Annotated in this window: 19 protein-coding genes; 6 read left to right on the top strand and 13 right to left on the bottom strand. The window is 71.7% G+C overall.

Annotation, left to right across the window (positions count from 1 at the left end; all coding sequences use genetic code 11):
- Nucleotides 1-5 precede the first annotated feature (5 nt).
- The 5 genes from ACIWQI_RS12810 to ACIWQI_RS12790 all read left to right on the top strand — a co-directional run bounded on the left by ACIWQI_RS12810 (nt 6) and on the right by ACIWQI_RS12790 (nt 4,790).
- Nucleotides 6-1,358, top strand: coding sequence for a flavin monoamine oxidase family protein (locus ACIWQI_RS12810; RefSeq protein ID WP_396657942.1), 1,353 nt, complete (start codon nt 6-8; stop codon nt 1,356-1,358).
- Nucleotides 1,359-1,391: 33 nt separating this feature from the next.
- The gene (locus ACIWQI_RS12805) at nt 1,392-1,649 is read left to right on the top strand and encodes a hypothetical protein (RefSeq protein WP_396657941.1); all 258 of its coding nucleotides are present in this window, start codon (nt 1,392-1,394) and stop codon (nt 1,647-1,649) included.
- Nucleotides 1,650-1,715: 66 nt separating this feature from the next.
- Entirely contained in the window at nt 1,716-2,441 is a 726-nt protein-coding gene (locus tag ACIWQI_RS12800) for an NUDIX hydrolase (protein ID WP_396657939.1), read from the top strand.
- Between the two features lie 67 nt (nt 2,442-2,508).
- Nucleotides 2,509-3,066, top strand: coding sequence for a PadR family transcriptional regulator (locus tag ACIWQI_RS12795; protein ID WP_396657938.1), 558 nt, complete (start codon nt 2,509-2,511; stop codon nt 3,064-3,066).
- Nucleotides 3,063-4,790, top strand: coding sequence for an ABC1 kinase family protein (locus ACIWQI_RS12790; protein WP_396657992.1), 1,728 nt, complete (start codon nt 3,063-3,065; stop codon nt 4,788-4,790). Before ACIWQI_RS12795 ends, ACIWQI_RS12790 begins: the two co-directional genes overlap by 4 nt.
- Here the strand turns inward: ACIWQI_RS12790 and ACIWQI_RS12785 are convergent.
- Genes ACIWQI_RS12785 through ACIWQI_RS12745 form a run of 9 tightly spaced genes read right to left on the bottom strand, consistent with a single transcriptional unit; the run spans nt 4,787 to nt 14,024 of the window.
- Nucleotides 4,787-5,953, bottom strand: a complete 1,167-nt coding sequence (locus ACIWQI_RS12785) for an XdhC family protein (protein ID WP_396657937.1) — start codon at nt 5,951-5,953, stop codon at nt 4,787-4,789. The genes ACIWQI_RS12790 and ACIWQI_RS12785 overlap by 4 nt on opposite strands.
- Before the next feature lie 2 nt (nt 5,954-5,955).
- Complete coding sequence (locus ACIWQI_RS12780; RefSeq protein ID WP_396657936.1) at nt 5,956-6,546, bottom strand: SRPBCC family protein; 591 nt, start codon at nt 6,544-6,546, stop codon at nt 5,956-5,958.
- On the bottom strand, nt 6,546-7,772 hold the full coding sequence (locus ACIWQI_RS12775; RefSeq protein WP_396657935.1) for a VWA domain-containing protein: 1,227 nt from the start codon (nt 7,770-7,772) through the stop codon (nt 6,546-6,548). The genes ACIWQI_RS12780 and ACIWQI_RS12775 overlap by 1 nt, the downstream gene beginning before the upstream one ends.
- Entirely contained in the window at nt 7,765-8,664 is a 900-nt protein-coding gene (locus ACIWQI_RS12770) for an AAA family ATPase (RefSeq protein WP_396657934.1), read from the bottom strand. Before ACIWQI_RS12770 ends, ACIWQI_RS12775 begins: the two co-directional genes overlap by 8 nt.
- Nucleotides 8,661-9,263: an NTP transferase domain-containing protein gene (locus tag ACIWQI_RS12765; protein WP_396657933.1), complete on the bottom strand. Its 603-nt coding sequence runs from the start codon at nt 9,261-9,263 to the stop codon at nt 8,661-8,663. The genes ACIWQI_RS12770 and ACIWQI_RS12765 overlap by 4 nt, the downstream gene beginning before the upstream one ends.
- Nucleotides 9,253-10,173 (bottom strand): XdhC family protein, encoded by a 921-nt coding sequence (locus tag ACIWQI_RS12760; RefSeq protein WP_396657931.1) that lies wholly within the window; start codon nt 10,171-10,173, stop codon nt 9,253-9,255. Before ACIWQI_RS12760 ends, ACIWQI_RS12765 begins: the two co-directional genes overlap by 11 nt.
- Nucleotides 10,174-10,214: 41 nt before the next feature.
- Entirely contained in the window at nt 10,215-12,638 is a 2,424-nt protein-coding gene (locus tag ACIWQI_RS12755; RefSeq protein ID WP_396657930.1) for an aerobic carbon-monoxide dehydrogenase large subunit, read from the bottom strand.
- The gene (locus ACIWQI_RS12750; protein WP_396657928.1) at nt 12,635-13,147 is read right to left on the bottom strand and encodes a (2Fe-2S)-binding protein; all 513 of its coding nucleotides are present in this window, start codon (nt 13,145-13,147) and stop codon (nt 12,635-12,637) included. The genes ACIWQI_RS12755 and ACIWQI_RS12750 overlap by 4 nt, the downstream gene beginning before the upstream one ends.
- 1 nt (nt 13,148) lies before the next feature.
- Complete coding sequence (locus tag ACIWQI_RS12745; protein WP_396657927.1) at nt 13,149-14,024, bottom strand: FAD binding domain-containing protein; 876 nt, start codon at nt 14,022-14,024, stop codon at nt 13,149-13,151.
- A 133-nt stretch (nt 14,025-14,157) separates the two neighbouring features.
- On the opposite strand from ACIWQI_RS12745, the gene ACIWQI_RS12740 reads away from it, so the two are divergent.
- A complete protein-coding gene (locus ACIWQI_RS12740) occupies nt 14,158-15,144 on the top strand; it encodes a LysR family transcriptional regulator (protein WP_396657926.1) in 987 nt (328 codons plus the stop codon).
- A 7-nt stretch (nt 15,145-15,151) separates the two neighbouring features.
- Here the strand turns inward: ACIWQI_RS12740 and ACIWQI_RS12735 are convergent, their stop codons facing one another.
- The 4 genes from ACIWQI_RS12735 to ACIWQI_RS12720 form a co-directional block, all read right to left on the bottom strand.
- Nucleotides 15,152-17,500, bottom strand: a complete 2,349-nt coding sequence (locus tag ACIWQI_RS12735) for an arylsulfatase (RefSeq protein ID WP_396657925.1) — start codon at nt 17,498-17,500, stop codon at nt 15,152-15,154.
- Between the two features lie 26 nt (nt 17,501-17,526).
- Nucleotides 17,527-17,850, bottom strand: coding sequence for an SHOCT domain-containing protein (locus ACIWQI_RS12730; RefSeq protein ID WP_396657924.1), 324 nt, complete (start codon nt 17,848-17,850; stop codon nt 17,527-17,529).
- Nucleotide 17,851: 1 nt separating this feature from the next.
- Nucleotides 17,852-18,295, bottom strand: coding sequence for a DUF6325 family protein (locus ACIWQI_RS12725; protein ID WP_396657923.1), 444 nt, complete (start codon nt 18,293-18,295; stop codon nt 17,852-17,854).
- A 15-nt stretch (nt 18,296-18,310) separates the two neighbouring features.
- On the bottom strand, nt 18,311-18,640 hold a 330-nt coding region (locus ACIWQI_RS12720), incomplete at its 5' end, for an SHOCT domain-containing protein (protein ID WP_396657922.1).

Genomic DNA, 18,640 nt, shown 5'->3' with positions numbered 1-18,640 from the left:
GGCTCATGCAGCACGACACCATCGTGGTCGGCGCGGGTGTCGCCGGGCTCACCGCAGCACGCCTGCTCGCCTCCGAAGGTCAGCGTGTCGTCGTCCTCGAGGCGCGCGATCGCCTCGGCGGCCGGGTGGTGACCGACCGCACCGGCGGGTTCGTCACCGACCTGGGCGCATCCTGGATCCACGGTGTCGATGACAGTCCCGTCGCCGCCGCCGCTGCCGCCTTCGGCATGCCGACCCTCGAGCACACGGTGGGCAGCTACCAGCCCGACAGCCGCCCGATCGCGTACTTCGATCCGGCCGGTGGGCGGATGACGGATGCCGCGGCGCGGCGGTTCGCCGACGACATCCACACCCTCGACCGGACGCTGCTCGACGTGGTCGCCGCATCCGGGCCGCGCGATTCGTACCGCGACGTCACCGAGCGGGCGCTCGCCCTGCAGGACTGGGATGCCGAGCGGAGGCAGCGCGTGCGCGAGTTCCTCCAGCATCGCACCGAGGAGCAGTACGGCGCGTGGATCGAGGATCTCGCCGCGCACGGGCTCGACGACGACACGGTCGACGGTGACGAGGTGGTGTTCCCCGAGGGATACGACCGGCTGCCGGCCGCCCTCGCGGAGGGTCTCGACGTCCGTCTCGAGCACGTCGTCTCGCGCGTGCGGTGGGGCTCCGGCGGAGTGGAGGTGTCGACGGCGCACGGGGATATCGCTGCCGCCGCCGTCGTGGTGACGGTGCCGGTCGGGGTGCTCCGGTCGGCGGAGTTCGTCATCGAGCCGCCGCTGCCGGATCCGGTGGCGGGAGCCCTCAGCCGCCTGACCATGAACGCGTTCGAGAAGGTCTTCCTGCGCTTTCCGGCGAGATTCTGGGATGAGGATGTCTATGCGATCCGCCAGCAGGGGCCCGAGGGGGACTGGTGGCATTCGTGGTACGACCTCACCGGCGTCGACGGCGTGCCGACGCTGCTGACCTTCGCCGCGGGGCCTGCTGCCGTCGCGACGCGCAACTGGAGCGACGAGCGCATCGCCGCGTCGGCGCTCGCGCAGCTGCGCCGGCTCTACGGCGACCGGGTCGGGGCGCCCGTCGCCGTGCAGGTCACGCGCTGGCAGGTCGACCCCTTCGCCCGCGGCTCGTACGCGTACATGACGGTCGGCTCGACGACCGCCGACCACGACGACCTCGCGACGCCGGTCGGCGGCGTGCTGCACCTGGCCGGTGAGGCGACCTGGACCGACGACCCCGCGACCGTCCCCGCGGCGATGCTGTCAGGCCACCGGGCGGCCCAGAACGTGCTGGGCAGTCCCGTGCCGATCGCGCGCGCGTGGGCCGGGGATGCCGGATCCCGGCGCCCCGACGCGATCTAGACTCGAACCGGCGGCCACGGTCGCCGGAGGGTCATGCCGAACGACGATCACACCGAGCTCTCGCCGGAGGAGGCGGAGCGCATCGTGAGTCGCGCGCAGGCGGGTGAGCTCGACATCGACGACCCCGAGATCCGCCGCGTCGTCTCGCGCGCGCAGCGCGCCCACGCCCGCCACTCGATGTGGGGCGATGCGCCGCGCCGGCGCGTGTGGCTGTACCTCGGCATCGGCATCGCCTTCCTCACGTTGTGGATCGTCGGACTGGCGGTGCCGCTGCTGCTCACCTTCGGGTGAGGCGCGAGTTCCAGGGACGACCCGGCATCCTGAGCCTGACGCCGCCCTGCGGGCTAGCCTGAGATGATGCGCACCCGACCGACGACCCCCGAGCCCAGCCCGCTCAGCGCCCGCGCACAGCTGGCGGCGCTGGCCGCGGGCGCGGGACGAGAGCGTGAGCTCGAGCGCATCCGGCGGCTTCCGGTGCCGGTCGACCCGCGTCCGGCCGCGGTTCTCATCCTGTTCGGCGTGCTCGACTCGCTGCCCAGTGAGGCACAGGCATCCGCCGTGTCGCGCGACCTCGATGTGCTCCTGCTCGCACGCGCCGACACGCTGCGCTCGCACCCCGGCCAGGTCGCCTTTCCGGGCGGGCGCGTCGACCCCGATGACGACGGACCTGTCGGCGCGGCCCTCCGCGAGGCCCAGGAGGAGACCGGGCTCGATCCCGCCGGCGTCGAGGTGCTCGGCACGCTCGATCCGATCCCGCTCGCGTACTCCGAGCACGAGGTGACGCCTGTGCTCGCCTGGTGGAGGAACCCGTCGCCGGTCGGCGTCGTCGACGAGGCCGAGTCCGCGGATGTGTTCCGTGCCCCCGTCGCCGACCTGCTCGACCCGGGCAATCGGGGCGTGACGGTGATCCGCCGCGACGGGGAGGAGTTCCGCGGCCCCGGCTTCCTCGTCGCGCACGCGTCGGGCGAGCACCTCGTGTGGGGGTTCACCGCGATGGTCCTCGACGCCCTGTTCGACCGGCTCGGCTGGACCGAGCAGTGGGATGCCGAGCGCGAGCTTCCCCTGGAGATCCCCAGCCGCTGACCCTATCGGGCCCAGCCTGAACGATATATCGTTGACATATCGTTCAGCCAGACATCGGGAGGCCATCATGGGCGATTCATTCACCGGAGGTTTCGGAACGACCGGCTTCGGCCTGGGCGGCACCGCCCAGAGCATCTGGGACGCGTTCGATCAGCTGCGCTCGACATTCGAGCAGAAGATGACCCCGCGGATGGCGCGCGGCGATGTGCGCGCCGCCGTGCTGGCGCTGCTGGCCGAGCGTCCGATGCACGGCTACCAGATCATCAGCGAGATCGAGCAGCGCAGCGGGGGCGCCTGGAAGCCGAGCGCAGGCTCGGTGTACCCGACCCTGCAGCTGCTGGCCGACGAGGGGCTGATCGAGGCGGAGGAGGCCGGTGGCCGCAAGACGTACTCGCTGACCGAAGCCGGCCGGGCCGAGGCGGAGGCATCCGCCGACCGGTCCGCCCCGTGGGAGGCGAGCAGGCCGCGCGAGCACAGTCACACCGCCCTGCCGAAGGCGGGCATCGAGCTCGCCCAGGCGGCGGCGCAGGTCGGGCGCTCGGGCACGCCCGAGCAGATCGCCGACGCGGTCGCCGTCCTCGAAGACGCCCGGCGCAAGCTCTACGCCATCCTCGCCGAGGGCTGAGCTTGTCGCAGTCCGGCGCCGTGCCGCCGTCCGCCTCGCGCCCCGGCGGCACGCGCGCCCGCTATCGCCGCATTCTGCGGTTCGCCGCGGCGCTCATCGCGCAGTCGTGGTGGTTCGAGCTCGTCCTCCCGCGTATCGGACTGGCGCGCCTGGCCGACCGCGGCCGCACGCAGCGGCTCACCCGCACCGCGCGGCGCTTCCGTGCGCTCGCCGTCTCTCTGGGCGGGCTCATGATCAAGGTCGGGCAGTTCCTCTCCTCGCGCCTGGATGTCCTGCCGCCCGAGATCACCGAAGAGCTGGCCGGACTGCAGGACGAGGTGCCGGCCGCGCCGTTCCCGGAGATCCGGGTGCTGGCCGAGGAAGAGCTCGGGATGCCGCTCGACCGCGCGTATGCCGCGTTCGGCGGGACGACGGTGGCCGCGGCCTCCCTCGGTCAGGCGCACCGTGCGCGGCTGGAGCCGGAGCTCGCCGCCGACACCGGATTCGCCGACGTCATCGTGAAGGTGCAGCGGCCGGGGATCGAGGCGGTCGTCGACGTCGACCTCGCGGCCCTGCGCCGCGTGGCCGGCTGGCTCACCCGGTTCCGCTTCGTCGCCGACCACGTCGACGCCCCCGCACTGGTCGAGGAGTTCGCGCACACGAGCCGGGCCGAGATCGACTACATCCACGAGGCGATGAGCGCCGAGCGCTTCGCGGAGCAGTTCGGCCACGACCGGCGGGTGCTCGTGCCGGAGGTCGCGTGGGAGCGCACCACCCGACGCGTGCTGACACTGTCCGATGTCACCGCGATCAAGATCAACGACGTCGCCGCGCTGCGTGCCGCCGGAATCGACCCGTCCGAGGTGGCGACGACCTTCGCGGAGGTCATGTTCGACCAGCTGTTCGGCGCCGGGTTCTTCCACGCCGACCCGCACCCGGGCAACCTCTTCATCACGCCGGCGACCCCGGAGGAGGCGGCTGCCGGCGGCCCGGCGTGGCGGCTGACGTTCGTCGATTTCGGCATGATGGGCGAGATCCCCGACACGCTGCGCCGCGGGCTGCGGCGCCTGCTCATCGCGGTCGCCGCGCGTGACGGGCACGGTCTGGTCGAGGCGATCCGCGATGTGGGGATGCTGCTGCCGTCCGCGGACGTCGACGAGCTCGAACGCGCTCTCACGGCGCTGTTCGCGCGGTTCGGCGGCATGGGCTTCGCGCAGCTGCGCGAGGTCGACCCGCGCGAGTTCCGCGAGTTCGCCGACGAGTTCGGGGAGGTCGTGCGCTCGCTGCCGTTCCAGCTGCCGGAGAACTTCCTGCTCGTCATCCGCGCCGTCTCGCTCATGTCGGGCCTGTGCAGCGCCCTCGACCCGCAGTTCAACATCTGGAGCGCCGTCGAGCCCTACGCCGCCCGCCTGATGCGCGAGGAGGGCGGGCACGTGGTGCGCGATCTCGCCACGCAGGCCCTCTCCTACGGGCGGATGCTGCTCACGCTGCCGGGGAACCTCGACACGGCCCTCACGCGGTTCAACGCCGGCACGGCCGAGGTCGCCACGCCCGAGCTCGAGCGCCGCCTCACCCGGCTGGAGCTGCTGGCGCGGCGTGTCATCTCGGCGGTGATCTTCGCCGGCATGCTGATCGGCGGGATCATGCTGCGCGCGTCCGACCCGGTGCCCGGCACCGCGATGATGATCCTGTCGGGCGTGCCGCTGCTGTTCGCCGTGTTCGCGGGCATGTTCCGCAGGCGCTAACGGTCGGGCTCGCCGACCAGGGGGATCGCGTCGGGCGGCGGCTGCGCCGTGCCATGGATCGGGCCCTCGCGTGCGGAGAGGTCGTCGCCGGTGCCGCCCCAGCGCAATGCGATCAGCTGGGCACCGATCGACACCGCGGTCTCTTCCGGCGTGCGCGCGCCCAGGTCGAGGCCGATGGGACTGTGCACGCGGGCGAGCTCGTCGTCGGTGACACCCGCCTCACGCAGCCGGCGCATCCGGTCGTGGTGCGTGCGGCGCGAGCCCATCGCCCCGATGTACGCGACGCGCGGGCCGCGCAGGGCGGCGGTGAGCACCGGCACGTCGAACTTCGGATCGTGGGTGAGCACGCACAGCACCGTGCGCTCGTCGATCAGGCCCTGTTCGATCTGGCCGCTCAGGTAGCGGTCGGGCCACTCCACGACGAGGTCGTCGACATCGGGGAACCGGGCGCGGGTGGCGAAGACCTCGCGGGCGTCGCAGACGGTGACCCGGTAGCCGAGGAAGCGGCCCAGGGTCGCGAGGGCCGAGGCGAAGTCGATCGCCCCGAAGACGATCATGCGCGGTGCGGGGGCGAAGCTGTTCACGAACACCCGCATGCCGTCGCCCATGCGCTCGCCGTCGGGTCCGCGCACGAGGGTGGTGGTCAGGCCGCCGGCGAGCAGGCCCCGCGCGTCGTCGCCCACCCGCTCGTCGGCGAGCTCGCCGCCGAGCGACCCGGTGACCCGGTCCGGCCGGACGACCAGGCGCCTTCCCACGCGTGCCGGGTCGACATGCTCGATCACCGTCGCGACGGCGACCGGCCGCCCCGCCTCGATGTCGGCTGCGACCTCGTCGAGGTCGGGGAACGACTCCTGTGACACCGCCTCCACGAAGACGTCGAGGATGCCGCCGCAGGTCAGTCCCACCGCGAACGCGTCATCGTCGCTGATGCCGTAGCGCTCCAGCGTCGGCGGTGCTCCGGCGATCGAGTCCTCGGCGAGCGCGTACACCGCGCCTTCGACGCACCCGCCGGACACCGAGCCGGCTGCCTCGCCGGCGGCGGTGACCAGCATCGCCGCACCGGGATCCTGCGGCGCAGACTTGAAGGTGCGCACCACGGTGCCCAGACCCACCGTGCTGCCTGCCCGCCACTCCCGCAGCAGCGTGTCGAGGATGTCGCGCATGGCTACCCGTCGGCGGTGCGTTCGTCCGCGGACGAGGCCGCGGCATCCGCATCCTTCTTCTCGCGGTGGAACATCGACCCGATCGCGCCGGCGACCAGGGAGAGGCCCTTCACCGACCCGTCGGCCGACTCGCCCTCGGCGGCGTCGCCGCCGGACAGCATCGACTGCAGGTTCTTGGCGAAGATGCCCATGATCTGCTGCGCGACCTTCTGGATGATGCCCTTGCCCATGGCCGCGGCCTTGCCCGAGAGCACCATGCTGCCCGCCACCGTGCCGGTGGTCGTCGTGCCGTCGCTGGTGAGGGTGAGGGTGGCGGTGCCTTCGGCGGTGCCCTGGCCCGCCTTCTCCTGGCCCTTGCCCTGGTACACCGCGACGTGGGCGGCGTCGTCGCGGGAGACGAGCTCGACCTGGCCGCGGTACTGCATCGAGAGCGGACCGACCTTGACCTTGACGACGCCCTGGTAGACCGTGTCCGAGACCTTCTCGGTCAGTTCCGCGCCGGGAACGGCACCGGCGACGCGCTCGACGTCCATGAGCGTGGCCCAGACCTCGTCGATCGGCGCCTCGACGGTGAAGCTGCTTTCCAGATCCATCAGGGGGTCCTCCTTTGGGGTGGGGTGTCGTCCGCGATCGTGCGGACGAGGTTCTCGAGCTCGGTGTAGCTGTGGCCGCTCACGAACGCGTCGCAGTACGGCAGAGCCGCGGCCATGCCGCCGACAAGGGGAGCGAAGGCGGGAGCGGCCCGCCGCGGATTGACCCACACGATGCGGTGAGCAAGGCGCGTCAGCCGTGACATCTCGCGGGCGATCTCGTCGGGGTCGTCCTGCGCCCAGCCGTCGGAGAGGATCACGACGACGGCCCCGCGGGCGAGCCCGCGCCGCCCGTGCTGATCGATGAACGCGCGGATGCCGTCGGCCAGCCGGGTGCCGCCGGCCCAGTCCTGCGCCGCGCTCGCCGCCTGTTCCAGCGCACGGTCGGGGTCGCGGCCGGTCAGGTGCCGGGTGAGGCGGGTGAGGCGGGTGGCGAAGACGAACGCCTCGGCGTTGCCGCCTGCGACCGCCGCCTGCAGGAACGACACGAACACGCGGGTGTACGGCTCCATCGATGCCGAGATGTCGCACAGCAGCACGATGGGCCTGGGTCGGGGGCGGCGCGCGGCGTGGACGAGGCGGGCGGGGTGGCCGCCGGTGCGGGAGGCGGCCCGCACGGTGCGCCGCAGATCGAGGCGGTCGCCCGCCCGCGCCGACGCCCGCGAACGGCGCCCCGGCCGCAGCGGCGTCCGCAGCACGAGGGCAGCCACCAGCCGCCGGATGCGCGCGATCTCGTCGGGCGTGAGCGCGTCGAACGCGGTGCGGTGCAGCCGCTCCTCGGGGCTGGCCGCCAGCAGCAGCGCGTCGGTGGCGTCCTCGTCGGGCTGCGACCGGCCGGGGCCCGCCGCCGCCGGCGGCAGCGGACCGCTCGGCGCGGCGACGCCGGTGCGCCCGGACTGCGAGAGGTCGGGGGAGGTGCGCCGTCGCAGCGAGGTGTCGTCGGGATCGTTCGGGTCGCCCCGGTGGTCGGCGATGTCGGCCGCACCCCCGAAGACCGCGTCGAAGACCGCATCGAAACGGTCCAGCTGGGGCTGTGACGAGACCAGCGACGCCCGGCTCGACCAGTACAGCGAGGTGCGCGTGCGCGGCGGGACCAGGTGCAGGGACTCGGCGAACCACGCCGTGCGCTCGGGCGTGACGGCGAGGCCGGCGCGCCGCAGCGCCGCCGAGAACCCCACGGCGAGGGCCGCGGGATCGAGGGCGAACGCGCGGGCGACGGGATCAGGCATCCGCACCCACCAGCCACTCGGCCCCGCGCGCCTCGACGGCGTCCAGATCGTCGCGGTTCTTGATCACAGCACCCCAGGTCAGCGCCGCCGTCTCCGGGTCGATGCGGCCGATTCCCAGGGCCGCGAGCGCGGCGACCCAGTCGATGAGCTCGGCCACGCCAGGGGGCTTGGCGAGGTCGAGCGTGCGCAGCCGTCCGACCGCGTCGACGGCGTGCAGCACGAGCGGCTCGGAGGTGCCCGGCACTCTCCTGCGGACGATCTCGAGCACCCGCTGCGGAGGCGGGAAGTCGATCCAGTGATAGAGGCAGCGCCTGGTCAGCGCGTCATGCAGGTCGCGCGTGCGGTTCGAGGTCAGGATCACGATCGGCCGCTCGGCGGCGCGGATCGTGCCCAACTCGGGAATGGTGACGGATGCCTCGGCGAGGGCTTCGAAGGTGAACGCCTCGAACTCGGCGTCGGCGCGATCGATCTCATCCAGCAGCAGCACCGCCGGCCGCGGCCCCGGATGGTCGATCGCCTGCAGGATCGGCCGGGGGAGCAGGAACTCGCGGGTGAACAGGTCGTCGTCGCCGATGGCCCTGCCACCGGCCTCGGCGAGCCGGATCGCGAGCAGCTGCCGCTGGTAGTTCCACTCGTAGAGGGCCTCGCCGGCGTCGATGCCCTCGTAGCACTGCAGCCGGTGCAGCGGCACGTCCAGCCACGCGGCGAGCGCCTTGGCGGCCTCGGTCTTGCCGACGCCCGCCTCGCCCTCCAGGAGCAGCGGCCGTCGCAGCCGGACCGCGAGGAACAGCGCGGTCAGCAGCCCTTCGTCGGCCAGGTAGTCCTGGTCGTCCAGCCCCGCGGCGACGGCGTCGACGTCGGGGGCGATGGCGTCGACGGCGGCCGCGCTCACGCCGACTCCGCCGCTCCGGCCAGGAGCGCGCGATAGTCCGCCTCGGTGTCGACGTCACGCGGCACCGTCCCGCTCACGCTCACCCGTGCGACCGCCGATCCCAGCCGGTCGATGAGCTTCCACACGCCCCGATCGCCGTGCAGGCCCGCCAGCGCCGGGAACGTGGAGCGGGACAGCGCGAACGGATGGCCGATGCCGTCGTCATAGCGCGTCACCGCGATCGGAGCGGTGCCGCGGCCGGCCAGGAGCGCCGCGATGGCCTCGGGGCGCACCTCGGGCTGATCGCCGAGCAGCAGCACGAAGCCGTCCAGGTCGGCGCGCACCGTGGGCAGGGCGGCCGCGATCGAGGACGAGCAGCCGGTGGTGTACTCGTCGTTGACGACGACGTCGAACCCGGTCGTGTCGACGGCCTGCTGGACCTCGTCGGCCGAGCCGCCGAGGGCGAGGATCCGCTGGGGGAAGGGGAAGCCGCGGGCAAGCCCCAGCACCGCGTCCAGGAGCACGCCGTCCCGATAGGGCAGGAGCTGCTTGGGCCGGCCCAAGCGGGTCGACCCTCCGGCGGCCAGCACGAGGGCCGCGAAACGCGGCTCAGGCGGCATAGCGCTCGGGCTCCTTCAGGAACCGGGTCCGGCACCCGGGCGCGCAGAACCAGACGGTCCGGCCGTCGTGCTCGACGTGCAGGGTCGGCTCGGCCGCCACGACCGTCATGTGGCAGACCGGGTCGATCGCCGTGCGCGGCTCCTCGGGCAGATCGCGGCCGGCCGCGGCATCCTTCTCCTCCTGCACGGCCCGCGCGCCCGCTCGCACCTGCACGAGCTCGGCGAGCACGCCCAGCGCGATCTCGGCGGGCGACGTGCCGCCGAGCTTGATGCCGGCGGGCGTGTGCACGCGCTGCCGCAGCTCGTCGTCCACGTTCAGGGAGGCGACCACGGCGGCGCCGCGCTTGTCGCTCGCGATGAGTCCCACGTACGGCACGCCCGCCTCCAGGGCGCGCTCGAGCGCCGGCTCCTCGCCGTGACCGTGGCCGGCCGCGATCAGGGCGGCGACCGAGTCGTCGGGATGCCAGGCCTCGCCGTCGACCAGCTGCATGTCGTAGCCGAGCTCGGCGCCGATGCGCGCGAGGGCCTGCGCGACGGGGGCGTCGCCGGCGACCACGACGCGGGCGGCGGGGACGACCGGCTCGAGGAACACGTCGATCGAGCCTCCGGAAAGGCACGGGTTGTGCACCTCGATCGCACCCTCGTGCTCGACGCGGCCGACATCGCCGGGGCGCACCTGCAGCAGCACCGGCTCGCCGGATTCGAGGGCGGCAAGGCTCATCTCGCGCACGGATGCCTCCACACACGTGCCGCCGACGAAGCCGGTGATGGCTCCGGTGGCGTCGACGACCGCGACGTCGCCCGCGCGCGCGCTGGTGGGCCGCTGCGTGCGCACCACTGTGGCGCGCACGAACCCCTGCCGCTGCTCTTCGAGTTCGCGCTGCCTGTTCGCCACCGTCGGGTCGACCATCGCTGTGCCCTCTCCCTCCATCATCCCACCGCCGGGCGGCATCAGATCGGCGGTCGCGCGTTCCCCTGCATCGCCTCCCACACCCGCGACGGCGTGCACGGCATGTCGATCGCGGTGACGCCCAGCGGACGCAGGGCGTCGATGATCGAGTTGACGATCGCCGGCGGCGAGCCCACCGTCGCCGACTCGCCGATGCCCTTCGCGCCGATCGGGTGGTGCGGCGACTCGGTGACCGTGTGCCCGGTCTCCCAGTCGGGCACCTCCATCGCTGTGGGCAGCAGGTAATCCATGAACGATCCGCCCAGGCAGTTGCCGTCCTCGTCGAACTCGATGATCTGCATCAGCGCCATGCCGACCCCGTCGGTCAGGCCGCCGTGGATCTGCCCCTCGATGACCATCGGGTTGATCCGCGTGCCGCAGTCGTCGACGGCGAGGAAGCGCCGCACGGTCACCTTGCCGGTGCCCTTGTCGACGTCGGTGACGCAGAAGTAGGCGCCGTAGGGGTAGGTGAGGTTCGGCGGGTCGTAGGTGACCTCGGCGTCGAGGTTGCCGTCGACACCCTCGGGGAGGGTCATCGTGCCGTGGGCGGCCAGCGCGATCTCCTGGATCGTCTTGCCCGCCGACGGGTCGCCCTTGACGAACCAGCGGCCCTTCTCCCACTCGAGGTCCTCGGGGCGCGTCTCGAGCATGGCGGCCGCGATCAGGCGCGCCTTGTCGCGCACCTTGCGGGTCACCATCGCCACCGCCGCCCCGCTGACCGGGGTCGACCGGCTGCCGTAGGTGCCCAGCCCGAACGGGGTCTGGTCGGTGTAGCCGTGCACGACCTCGATGTCCTCGGGCGGGATCCCGATCTCCTCGGAGACGATCTGCGCGAAGGTCGTCTCGTGCGCCTGGCCCTGCGACTGCACGGACAGGCGCACCACGGCCTTTCCGGTGGGGTGGATGCGGAGCTCGGCACCGTCGGCCATGCCCAGGCCGAGGATGTCCATGTGCTTGCGCGGACCCGCCCCCACGCCCTCCGTGAAGAACGAGATGCCGATGCCCATGAGCTCGCCGCGGGCGCGCTTCTCGGCCTGCTCTCGGCGCAGCTCGTCGTACCCGACGAGCTCCATCGCGTGCCGCATCGTCAGCTCGTACTGGCCCGAGTCGTACTCGAAGCCGGCCTTGTTGTCGTACGGGAAGGCCTCCGGCGGGATGAAGTTGCGCAGCCGCAGCTCGGCCGGATCCATGTCCAGCTCGATCGCGAGCCGATCGATCATCCGCTCGACCAGGTACACCGCCTCGGTGACGCGGAACGAGCAGGCGTAGGCGACGCCGCCGGGCGCCTTGTTCGTGTAGACCGAGGTGACCTTGCCGTACACCGCCTCCCACGTGTAGCTGCCGGGGAACAGGTTGAAGAACCCGGCCGGGTACTTCGTCGGCTGCGCGGTGCCGTTGAAGGCACCGAGGTCGGAGAGCACGTTCGCCCGGATGCCGAGGAGCTTGCCGTCGCGGGTCGCGGCGATCTCGCCCTCCATGATGTAGTCGCGCGCGAACGAGGTCGACATGAGGTTCTCGGAGCGGTCCTCCATCCACTTCACCGGCTTGCCGGTCACGATCGAGCCCACGATCGCGAGCACGTAGCCCGGGTAGATGCCGACCTTGTTGCCGAAGCCGCCGCCGATGTCGGGCGAGATGACGTGGATCTTGTGCTCGGGGATGCCTGAGACCATCGCCACCACGGTGCGGTGCGCGTGCGGGGCCTGCGACGTCTCGTACAGCGTCAGGTCGCCCGAGACCGGGTTGAAGTCGGCGATCGCGCCGCAGGTCTCCATCGGCGCCGGGTGGGCGCGCGGGTAGACGACCTCCTGCTTGACGACGACGTCCGCCTTCGCGAAGACCGCGTCGGTGGCCTCTTTGTCGCCGCACTCCCAGTCGGTGACGTGGTTGTCGGTGCGCCCCTCGATGTCGTCGCGCACCAGCGCGGCGTCGGGATCGAGCGCGCGCCGGGCGTCGATCACCGGCGGGAGCATCTCGTACTCGACGTTGATCGACTCGAGCGCGTCACGCGCGGCGTACCGGTCGTCGGCGATGACGAACGCGACCTCCTGGCCCTGGAAGCGCACCTTGTCGGTGACCAGCACCGACTGCACGTCGTACGACAGGGTCGGGATCCACGCGAGGTTGAGCGGCTCGAGGTCCTTTCCGGTGAGCACGGCCCGCACGCCGGGCCGGGCCAGCGCCTCGCTCGTGTCGATCGAGACCAGTCGCGCATGCGCGACGGGGGCGCGCAGGATCGCGGCGTGCAGCATGCCGGGCAGCACGATGTCATCGAGGTAGTTGCCCTGGCCGCGGATGAAGCGCGGGTCCTCCTTGCGCTGGATGCGGCCGAAGCCGATCGGGCGCGACGGATCGTCCGCCGCGGGGTTGTGGGCGCGGTCCGGTCCGCGCTCGTGCCCGGTGCGGGCATCATCGACGAGAGTCATAGCTCTGCCGCCTCCTTCTCGCCTTCGGGTGCCGCCTCGGCGGCGGCGCCGGCCGGGTGCTCCGCCGCCCACCGCACCGCGCGCACGATCGTCGCGTAGCCGGTGCATCGGCAGAGCTGCCCCGAGATCGCCTCGCGGATCTCGGTCTCGCTCGGGTCCGGGTTCTCATCCAGCAGGGCCCGGGCGGTGAGCATCATGCCCGGGGTGCAGAACCCGCACTGCAGGCCGTGCTCCTCCATGAAGCCCTGCTGCACCGGGTCGAGGCTGCCGTTCTCGGCCAGCCCCTCCACGGTGCGCACGTGGCATCCGTCCGCCATCACCGCCAGCGTCGTGCACGACTTCACCGGCTCGCCGTCGATCTGCACGACGCAGGCGCCGCAGTTGGACGTGTCGCAGCCCCAGTGGGTGCCGGTGAGGCCGAGGTCGTCGCGCAGGAAATGCACCAGCAGCACGCGCGGTTCGATGTCGCGCTCGACCTCTTCGCCGTTGACCGTCATCGTGACGTGCATGTCATCCCTCCTGTCCCTGCACGCGGGCGATCGCCCGGCGCACCACCCGCTGTGTCAGCTCGCCTGCCAGATGCCGCTTGTACGCCTCGGAGCCGCGCTGGTCTCCCACCGGGTCGACCGCGTCCGAGACGGTCTTGGCGACGTGCTCCAGCAGCGCCTCGGTCACGGTCTGGCCGCGCAGCAGGCCTTCCGCCTCGGCCAGGCGATCCGAGCGGCCGACGGCGGTCGCCCCGATCGCGACATCCTCGATGGTGCCGTCCGGCGCGAGGGTCACGGCCGCCCCTGCGGCGGCCACGGCCCAGTCGCCGATGCGCCGCTCGACCTTCTCGTACGCGTTCGAGGTGCGGGCGCGGATCGGCAGGCGCACCTCGACGAGGACCTCGTTGAAATCGAGCGCCGTCTCGTAGGGGCCGACGTGGAACTCGTCCATGCCGATGACGCGCTCGCCGTCCGGTCCGCGCACGACCGCCTGCGCGTCGAGCACCGTGCACACCGTGGAGAGGTCCTCCGCGGGGTCGGCCTGGCACAGCGACCCGCCGATCGTGCCCCGGTTGCGCACCACGGGGTCGGCGACGACCTTCTCGGCGTCCACGATGATCGGGAACAGCTGGGCGACCTCGTCGGACTCGAGCAGCTCGCGATGTCGGGTGAGTGCGCCGACGCGCAGGACATCGCCTTCGCGTCTGATGTAGGCCAGGTCGGTGACGCCGTTGATGTCGATGAGCCACTCCGGTCTCGCGAGCCGGAGCTTCATCATCGGCAGCAGGCTGTGTCCGCCCGCGATGACGCGGGCATCCTCCCCGTACCGCGTCAGCAGCGCGACGGCATCATCGATGCTCGTCGCTCTCGCATAGTCGAATGGCGCCGGGATCTGCATGGCGGCTCTCCTTAGAACGCACCTGTGAACACACCGTTCGAGCACACCCCGCGACATCGAGGGGGGCTGTGCCTGTGACCTTGCCCCGAGGCCACGGGGGTGTCAACCTTGAGTTAAGTGAAAGGTTAAGACGATGGCGTTGACCCTCACTCAGCTGCGGACCTTCGCCCAGATCGCCCGTCTCGGGTCGGTGACGGCGGCGGCGAGGTCCCTGAGCGTGAGCGTGCCCGCGGTGTCGGCGGTCGTCGGTGCGCTCCGCGACGAGCTGGGCGATCAGCTGTTCTTCCGCACCGGCTCGGGGATCACCCTCACTCCCGGCGGCCGGGTGCTCGCCGACCACGCAGAGGAGATCGTGGGGCGCACCCAGGCGATCCGCCGGGACGTCGCGCACGCCGGCGCGGACGATCGCGAGCTGCGCGTGCTGGCGACCGCGGCCTTCGCCGAGAGCGCGGCGGGCCGGCTCTTCGACGCGTTCGCCAGGTGGGTGCCGTCCGACTCGGTGGCCGTCATCGTCGAGGCCGCCGACGACATCGCCACGCTGCTGCGGGAGCGGGCCTACGACATCGCCCTCGGCGCGAGGCCCGCGCTTGCGGCAAGCCCCGGGTTCGACGTGGTGCCGTTCTTCAAGTACCGGCGGATCATGGTGGCCGCACCCGATCACCCGCTCGCGAGGTCGGGCGAGGAACTCACGCTGCGGCAGCTGCGCTCCACGCCCTGGTTCTGCGGGCCGGGCGGTTTCGAGCACCTCACCGAGGAGGGGCGGTGGTTCGGCCGGATCACCGAGCTGCCGACGGTGATCGAGCTGACCAGCGAGACGGATGCCGTCTCGGCTGTCGCGGGCGGGGAGGGGATCATGCTCGCCTACGAGCACATCGTCGCGCCCCGGCTGCGGGAGCGGGGCAGCGATTCCGCCGATCTGGTGCGGCTGCCCGTGGAGGGCACGCCGCTGTCGGGCCTGTGGTCGGCGACAACGCTGGACGGCGGCCGGGCCCCCGCGTCGGCGCGACTGCTGCAGCGGTTCGTCACGACCGCACGGGCGACCACCGCGATGGTCTCGGCGAGCGGATCACGCGGTCTTTCGCGACGCGGCAACAAGTTCCACGTCGCGCTGTGGAGCTGACCTGCGCTCAGGCCTCCTGCGGTGTCGCATAGGCGATGTGCACGCGATCGATCCGCCCGTCGAACGCGAAGGGCATTCGGTCCGCGTAGGCGCGCGACACCGCGCCGCCGTAGGCGCGCCCGATGTCGAGGCAGTCGTTCGCCGAGAACAGCAGCGGGGCGCTGACGGGCACCTGGCCGGATGCGACCTCGGTGCCGTCGACGCGCAGCGTGATGCGCAGCGGGCCGCCGGGCCGGGGCTCGACGTACGCCGTCTCGATCTCGATCGCGTGGTCGCCGGCGGCCAGCGGCGCGGGGGCGGCGATGGTGGTGCGCTGCACGAGGAAGAGGTTGTACTCGTACGTGAGCACCCCGTCGGCGACGTACGTGGTGAGACCTCCGCCTGCGCCGCCGAGCTTGTACAGGACGCCGTTGGCGCGGTCGCCGACGTTGACGTCCATGGTGACCACATTGGGCTTGTTGCCGAGCGCGGGCGCGCAGAACTCGGGCACGCGGAACGTGTCGCCGGTGAACTCCCACTCCGTGTACGGCGGGGCGATCCGCAGTTCGGGGTGGAGGGGCGCGACCCACAGACCGCCGCCGATCGGGAGGACCTTGTTCTTGGCCGCCTCGATCGCGAACAGCTCCTTCAACGCGGCGAGCTTGCCGGGGTGCTGGTCGGCGAGGTCGTGGGATTGGCTCCAGTCCTCGTCGAGGTTGTAGAGCTCCCACCGGTCCTCGTCCGGGGTCCACGTCTGGATGCCCGGCGGAAGGCCCGGCACCCAGGGCAGGCGCGGACCCGTCGTGGACGCGATCCAGCCGTCCTCGTAGACGGCCCTGCTCGCCATCACCTCGAAGTACTGGACCCGGTGGCGGCCCTCGGCGGTGCTGTCGTCGATCGAGTAGGCGAAGCTCGTGCCGTCGATCGGGTCCTGCGGGATTCCGTTGACCGTGTCGGGGTGCGAGATGCCCAGGATCTCGTAGATCGTGGGCGCCACATCGATCACGTGGTGGAACTGGGTCCGGGGCACCGGGTCATGCGCGATGCGCCCGGGCCACTGGATGAACATCGGGTTGCGTGTGCCCCCGAGGTGCGAGGCCATGAGCTTCATGCCCTGGTAGGGCGAGGATCCGGCCCACGCCCAGGCTGCGTGGTACTGGTTGTCGGTGGCAGGCGTGCCCAGCGCATCAAGGCCCCCGAGCTCCTCCAGCGCCGCGATGTGCTGGTCGATCGTCGTCGGGATCATGTTCTGGGCCAGCAGCTCGCTGATCGTGCCGTTCTGGCCCTCGCCCGACGAGCCGTTGTCGCCCCAGATGTAGATGACGATCGTGTCGTCGGTGTACCCGAGCCGCTCGAGCTCGTCGATGACCCGGCCGGCCTGCACGTCGGCGTGCTCGCCGAAGCCGGCGCACACCTCCATCAAGCGCGCCTGGAACGGCTTCTGGTGGTCGGGGACGTCGTCCCAGCCCTGCAGCGACTCGGGCCGGGGCGTGAGCACGGCGTCATCGGGGATCCAGCCTGCGGCCTTGGCGCCGGCGTGCGCGTCCTCGCGGTAGGCGTCCCAGCCGTCGTCGAAGACGCCCTTGTACTTGTCGGCCCACTCCTTGTGTACGTGGTGCGGGCCGTGGATCGCTCCCGTCGCCCAGTACATGAAGAAGGGCTTGTCGGGCGAGAGCGCCTTGTGATCGCGCAGCCACGCGATCGCGTCGTCGGCGATGTCCTCGCTGAGGTGATAGCCCTCCTCCGGAGACTTCGGGGGCAGAACGCTCGTGGTGTTGCGCACGAGATTGGGCTCGTACTGCGACGCCTCGCCGGCGAGGAACCCGTAGAAGTACTCGAAGCCGTTCCCGGTGGGCCAGTTGTCGTACGGGCCGGCCTTGGTCGTCTCCTCGGCGGGAGTGTTGTGCCATTTGCCCCACGCGGCCGTCGAGTAACCGTAATTGCGCAGCACCTCGGCGATGGTGGCGCTGCTTTTGGGGATGTGGCCGGAGTAGCCGTCCCAGTCGTTGGCGAGCTCGGCGATCTGACCGGCGCCGACCCGATGGTGGTTGCGCCCGGTGAGCAGCGACGCCCGCGTCGGCGAGCACATGGCCGTGGTGTGGAAGCGGTTGTAGCCGATGCCGGCCTTGCGGATGCGGTCGAGCGTGGGCGTGTTCACCTTGCCCCCGAGCGGCACCGGAAGCGCCGGCCCGGCGTCGTCGATGAGGATGATGAGCACATTGGGCGCATCGTCGTGGAGGTGACGCTCGGGCGGCAGCGGCGAGTAGGTGGACTCGGCGAGCGTCCGGCCCGCATAGCTGCCGGACGGCTTCGGCGGGAACGGCAGAGACCGTGCCGGCGGGAGCGGGGTACCGATGACGGTGCGGGCGTCGTTCACGACATCTCCTCAATGCTGTGCCCGGCTCAGCCGAGCAGCTTGGCCTTCGCGGTCTCGAACTCCGCCTCGCTGAGCACGCCCTGGGACTTCAGGTCGGCGAGCCGCTGCAGCTGAGCGACGAGGTCGGTCGAGGCAGCGGGCGCGGGCGGGGGTGGTGCGGCGGCGGGTGCGGCCGCGGCCATGGCCGCAGCCTCCTGCTGCACCTCGTACTGGTGTTCCGCCTGCTCGGCTTGTGCTCGTTCGTACTGGTGGCGTTGAACGCTTCCGCTCACAGCCGTGGCGGTGCCGGCGACGACGGCTGTGCGCGCCGCCATCCCGAGAAGGCCCGGGCGGCCGAATCTGCGCAGCATGTCAGCTGCCTCCTGCCTGTGCCGTGGCCTCTGCGGCCGCCGCGGCGACCAGGTTGACCACCGGAGCGGGGATGCGGACGGAATCGACGACGAATCCCTCCGCCTCGACCAGGCGCGACGCCAGGCGCTTCGCCCACAGGTGCTCGACGACCAGCAGCACCGCCGCCGCACCGACCGGAAGGCGCGAGCCGAGCTCGGTCACGTCCTCGTGCGAGGCCAGTCCGCCGGCGACGAGGTCGATCACGCCGATGTCGATGCCGCTCTCGTCCACCTCGAAGAAGGCGACCCGGCCGTCAGCGTCGCGGGTCACGTGCACGAGGTCGATCACCCGGATGGTGCCTGCCTCGGCGAGTTCGGCCAGGGCATCCAGCACTCCGGCGCTGGGCTTGTCGCCTCGGAAGCCCGCGAGGACGAGTTCGACCGGACCGTACTCCAGGTCATCCATCGTGCGTCCTTCCGCTCAGGCGAGGGCCTTGGCCTTGATCGCGTCGAACTCGGTCTGCGTGATGGCGCCCGCGGCGAGCAACTCCTGCGCCCGCGCGATCTCCTCGGCGGGGGATGCCGAGCCGGCCACCGCGCGGATGTACTCCGCACTGGCCTGCTGCGACTCCTTCACCCGCTCCGTCTGGCGGGCCGCCATCGATCCGCCGCGCGTGATCAGGTAGATGAGCGCACCCAGCAGGGGCAGGATCACGAGCACGATCACCCAGCCCGTCTTCGCCCAGCCGTTCAGCGTGTGGTCGCGGAAGATGTCGATGAGGATCCAGATGAAGATCCAGATGCAGACCAC

Origin of the sequence: Microbacterium sp., assembly GCF_044508325.1 — a bacterium.
Taxonomy (GTDB): domain Bacteria; phylum Actinomycetota; class Actinomycetes; order Actinomycetales; family Microbacteriaceae; genus Microbacterium.
This window is presented reverse-complemented; position numbering and strand designations above follow the sequence as displayed.

Excerpts from the sequence above, each read along its gene's own strand:
- ACIWQI_RS12810 (WP_396657942.1), top strand. The coding sequence starts at position 6 with ATGCAGCACGACACCATCGTGGTCGGCGCGGGTGTCGCCGGGCTCACC.
- ACIWQI_RS12805 (WP_396657941.1), top strand. The coding sequence starts at position 1,392 with ATGCCGAACGACGATCACACCGAGCTCTCGCCGGAGGAGGCGGAGCGC.
- ACIWQI_RS12800 (WP_396657939.1), top strand. The coding sequence starts at position 1,716 with ATGCGCACCCGACCGACGACCCCCGAGCCCAGCCCGCTCAGCGCCCGC.
- ACIWQI_RS12795 (WP_396657938.1), top strand. The coding sequence starts at position 2,509 with ATGGGCGATTCATTCACCGGAGGTTTCGGAACGACCGGCTTCGGCCTG.
- ACIWQI_RS12785 (WP_396657937.1), bottom strand. The coding sequence starts at position 5,953 with ATGCGCGACATCCTCGACACGCTGCTGCGGGAGTGGCGGGCAGGCAGC.
- ACIWQI_RS12780 (WP_396657936.1), bottom strand. The coding sequence starts at position 6,546 with ATGGATCTGGAAAGCAGCTTCACCGTCGAGGCGCCGATCGACGAGGTC.
- ACIWQI_RS12775 (WP_396657935.1), bottom strand. The coding sequence starts at position 7,772 with ATGCCTGATCCCGTCGCCCGCGCGTTCGCCCTCGATCCCGCGGCCCTC.
- ACIWQI_RS12765 (WP_396657933.1), bottom strand. The coding sequence starts at position 9,263 with ATGCCGCCTGAGCCGCGTTTCGCGGCCCTCGTGCTGGCCGCCGGAGGG.
- ACIWQI_RS12760 (WP_396657931.1), bottom strand. The coding sequence starts at position 10,173 with ATGGTCGACCCGACGGTGGCGAACAGGCAGCGCGAACTCGAAGAGCAG.
- ACIWQI_RS12755 (WP_396657930.1), bottom strand. The coding sequence starts at position 12,638 with ATGACTCTCGTCGATGATGCCCGCACCGGGCACGAGCGCGGACCGGAC.
- ACIWQI_RS12750 (WP_396657928.1), bottom strand. The coding sequence starts at position 13,147 with ATGCACGTCACGATGACGGTCAACGGCGAAGAGGTCGAGCGCGACATC.
- ACIWQI_RS12745 (WP_396657927.1), bottom strand. The coding sequence starts at position 14,024 with ATGCAGATCCCGGCGCCATTCGACTATGCGAGAGCGACGAGCATCGAT.
- ACIWQI_RS12740 (WP_396657926.1), top strand. The coding sequence starts at position 14,158 with ATGGCGTTGACCCTCACTCAGCTGCGGACCTTCGCCCAGATCGCCCGT.
- ACIWQI_RS12730 (WP_396657924.1), bottom strand. The coding sequence starts at position 17,850 with ATGCTGCGCAGATTCGGCCGCCCGGGCCTTCTCGGGATGGCGGCGCGC.
- ACIWQI_RS12725 (WP_396657923.1), bottom strand. The coding sequence starts at position 18,295 with ATGGATGACCTGGAGTACGGTCCGGTCGAACTCGTCCTCGCGGGCTTC.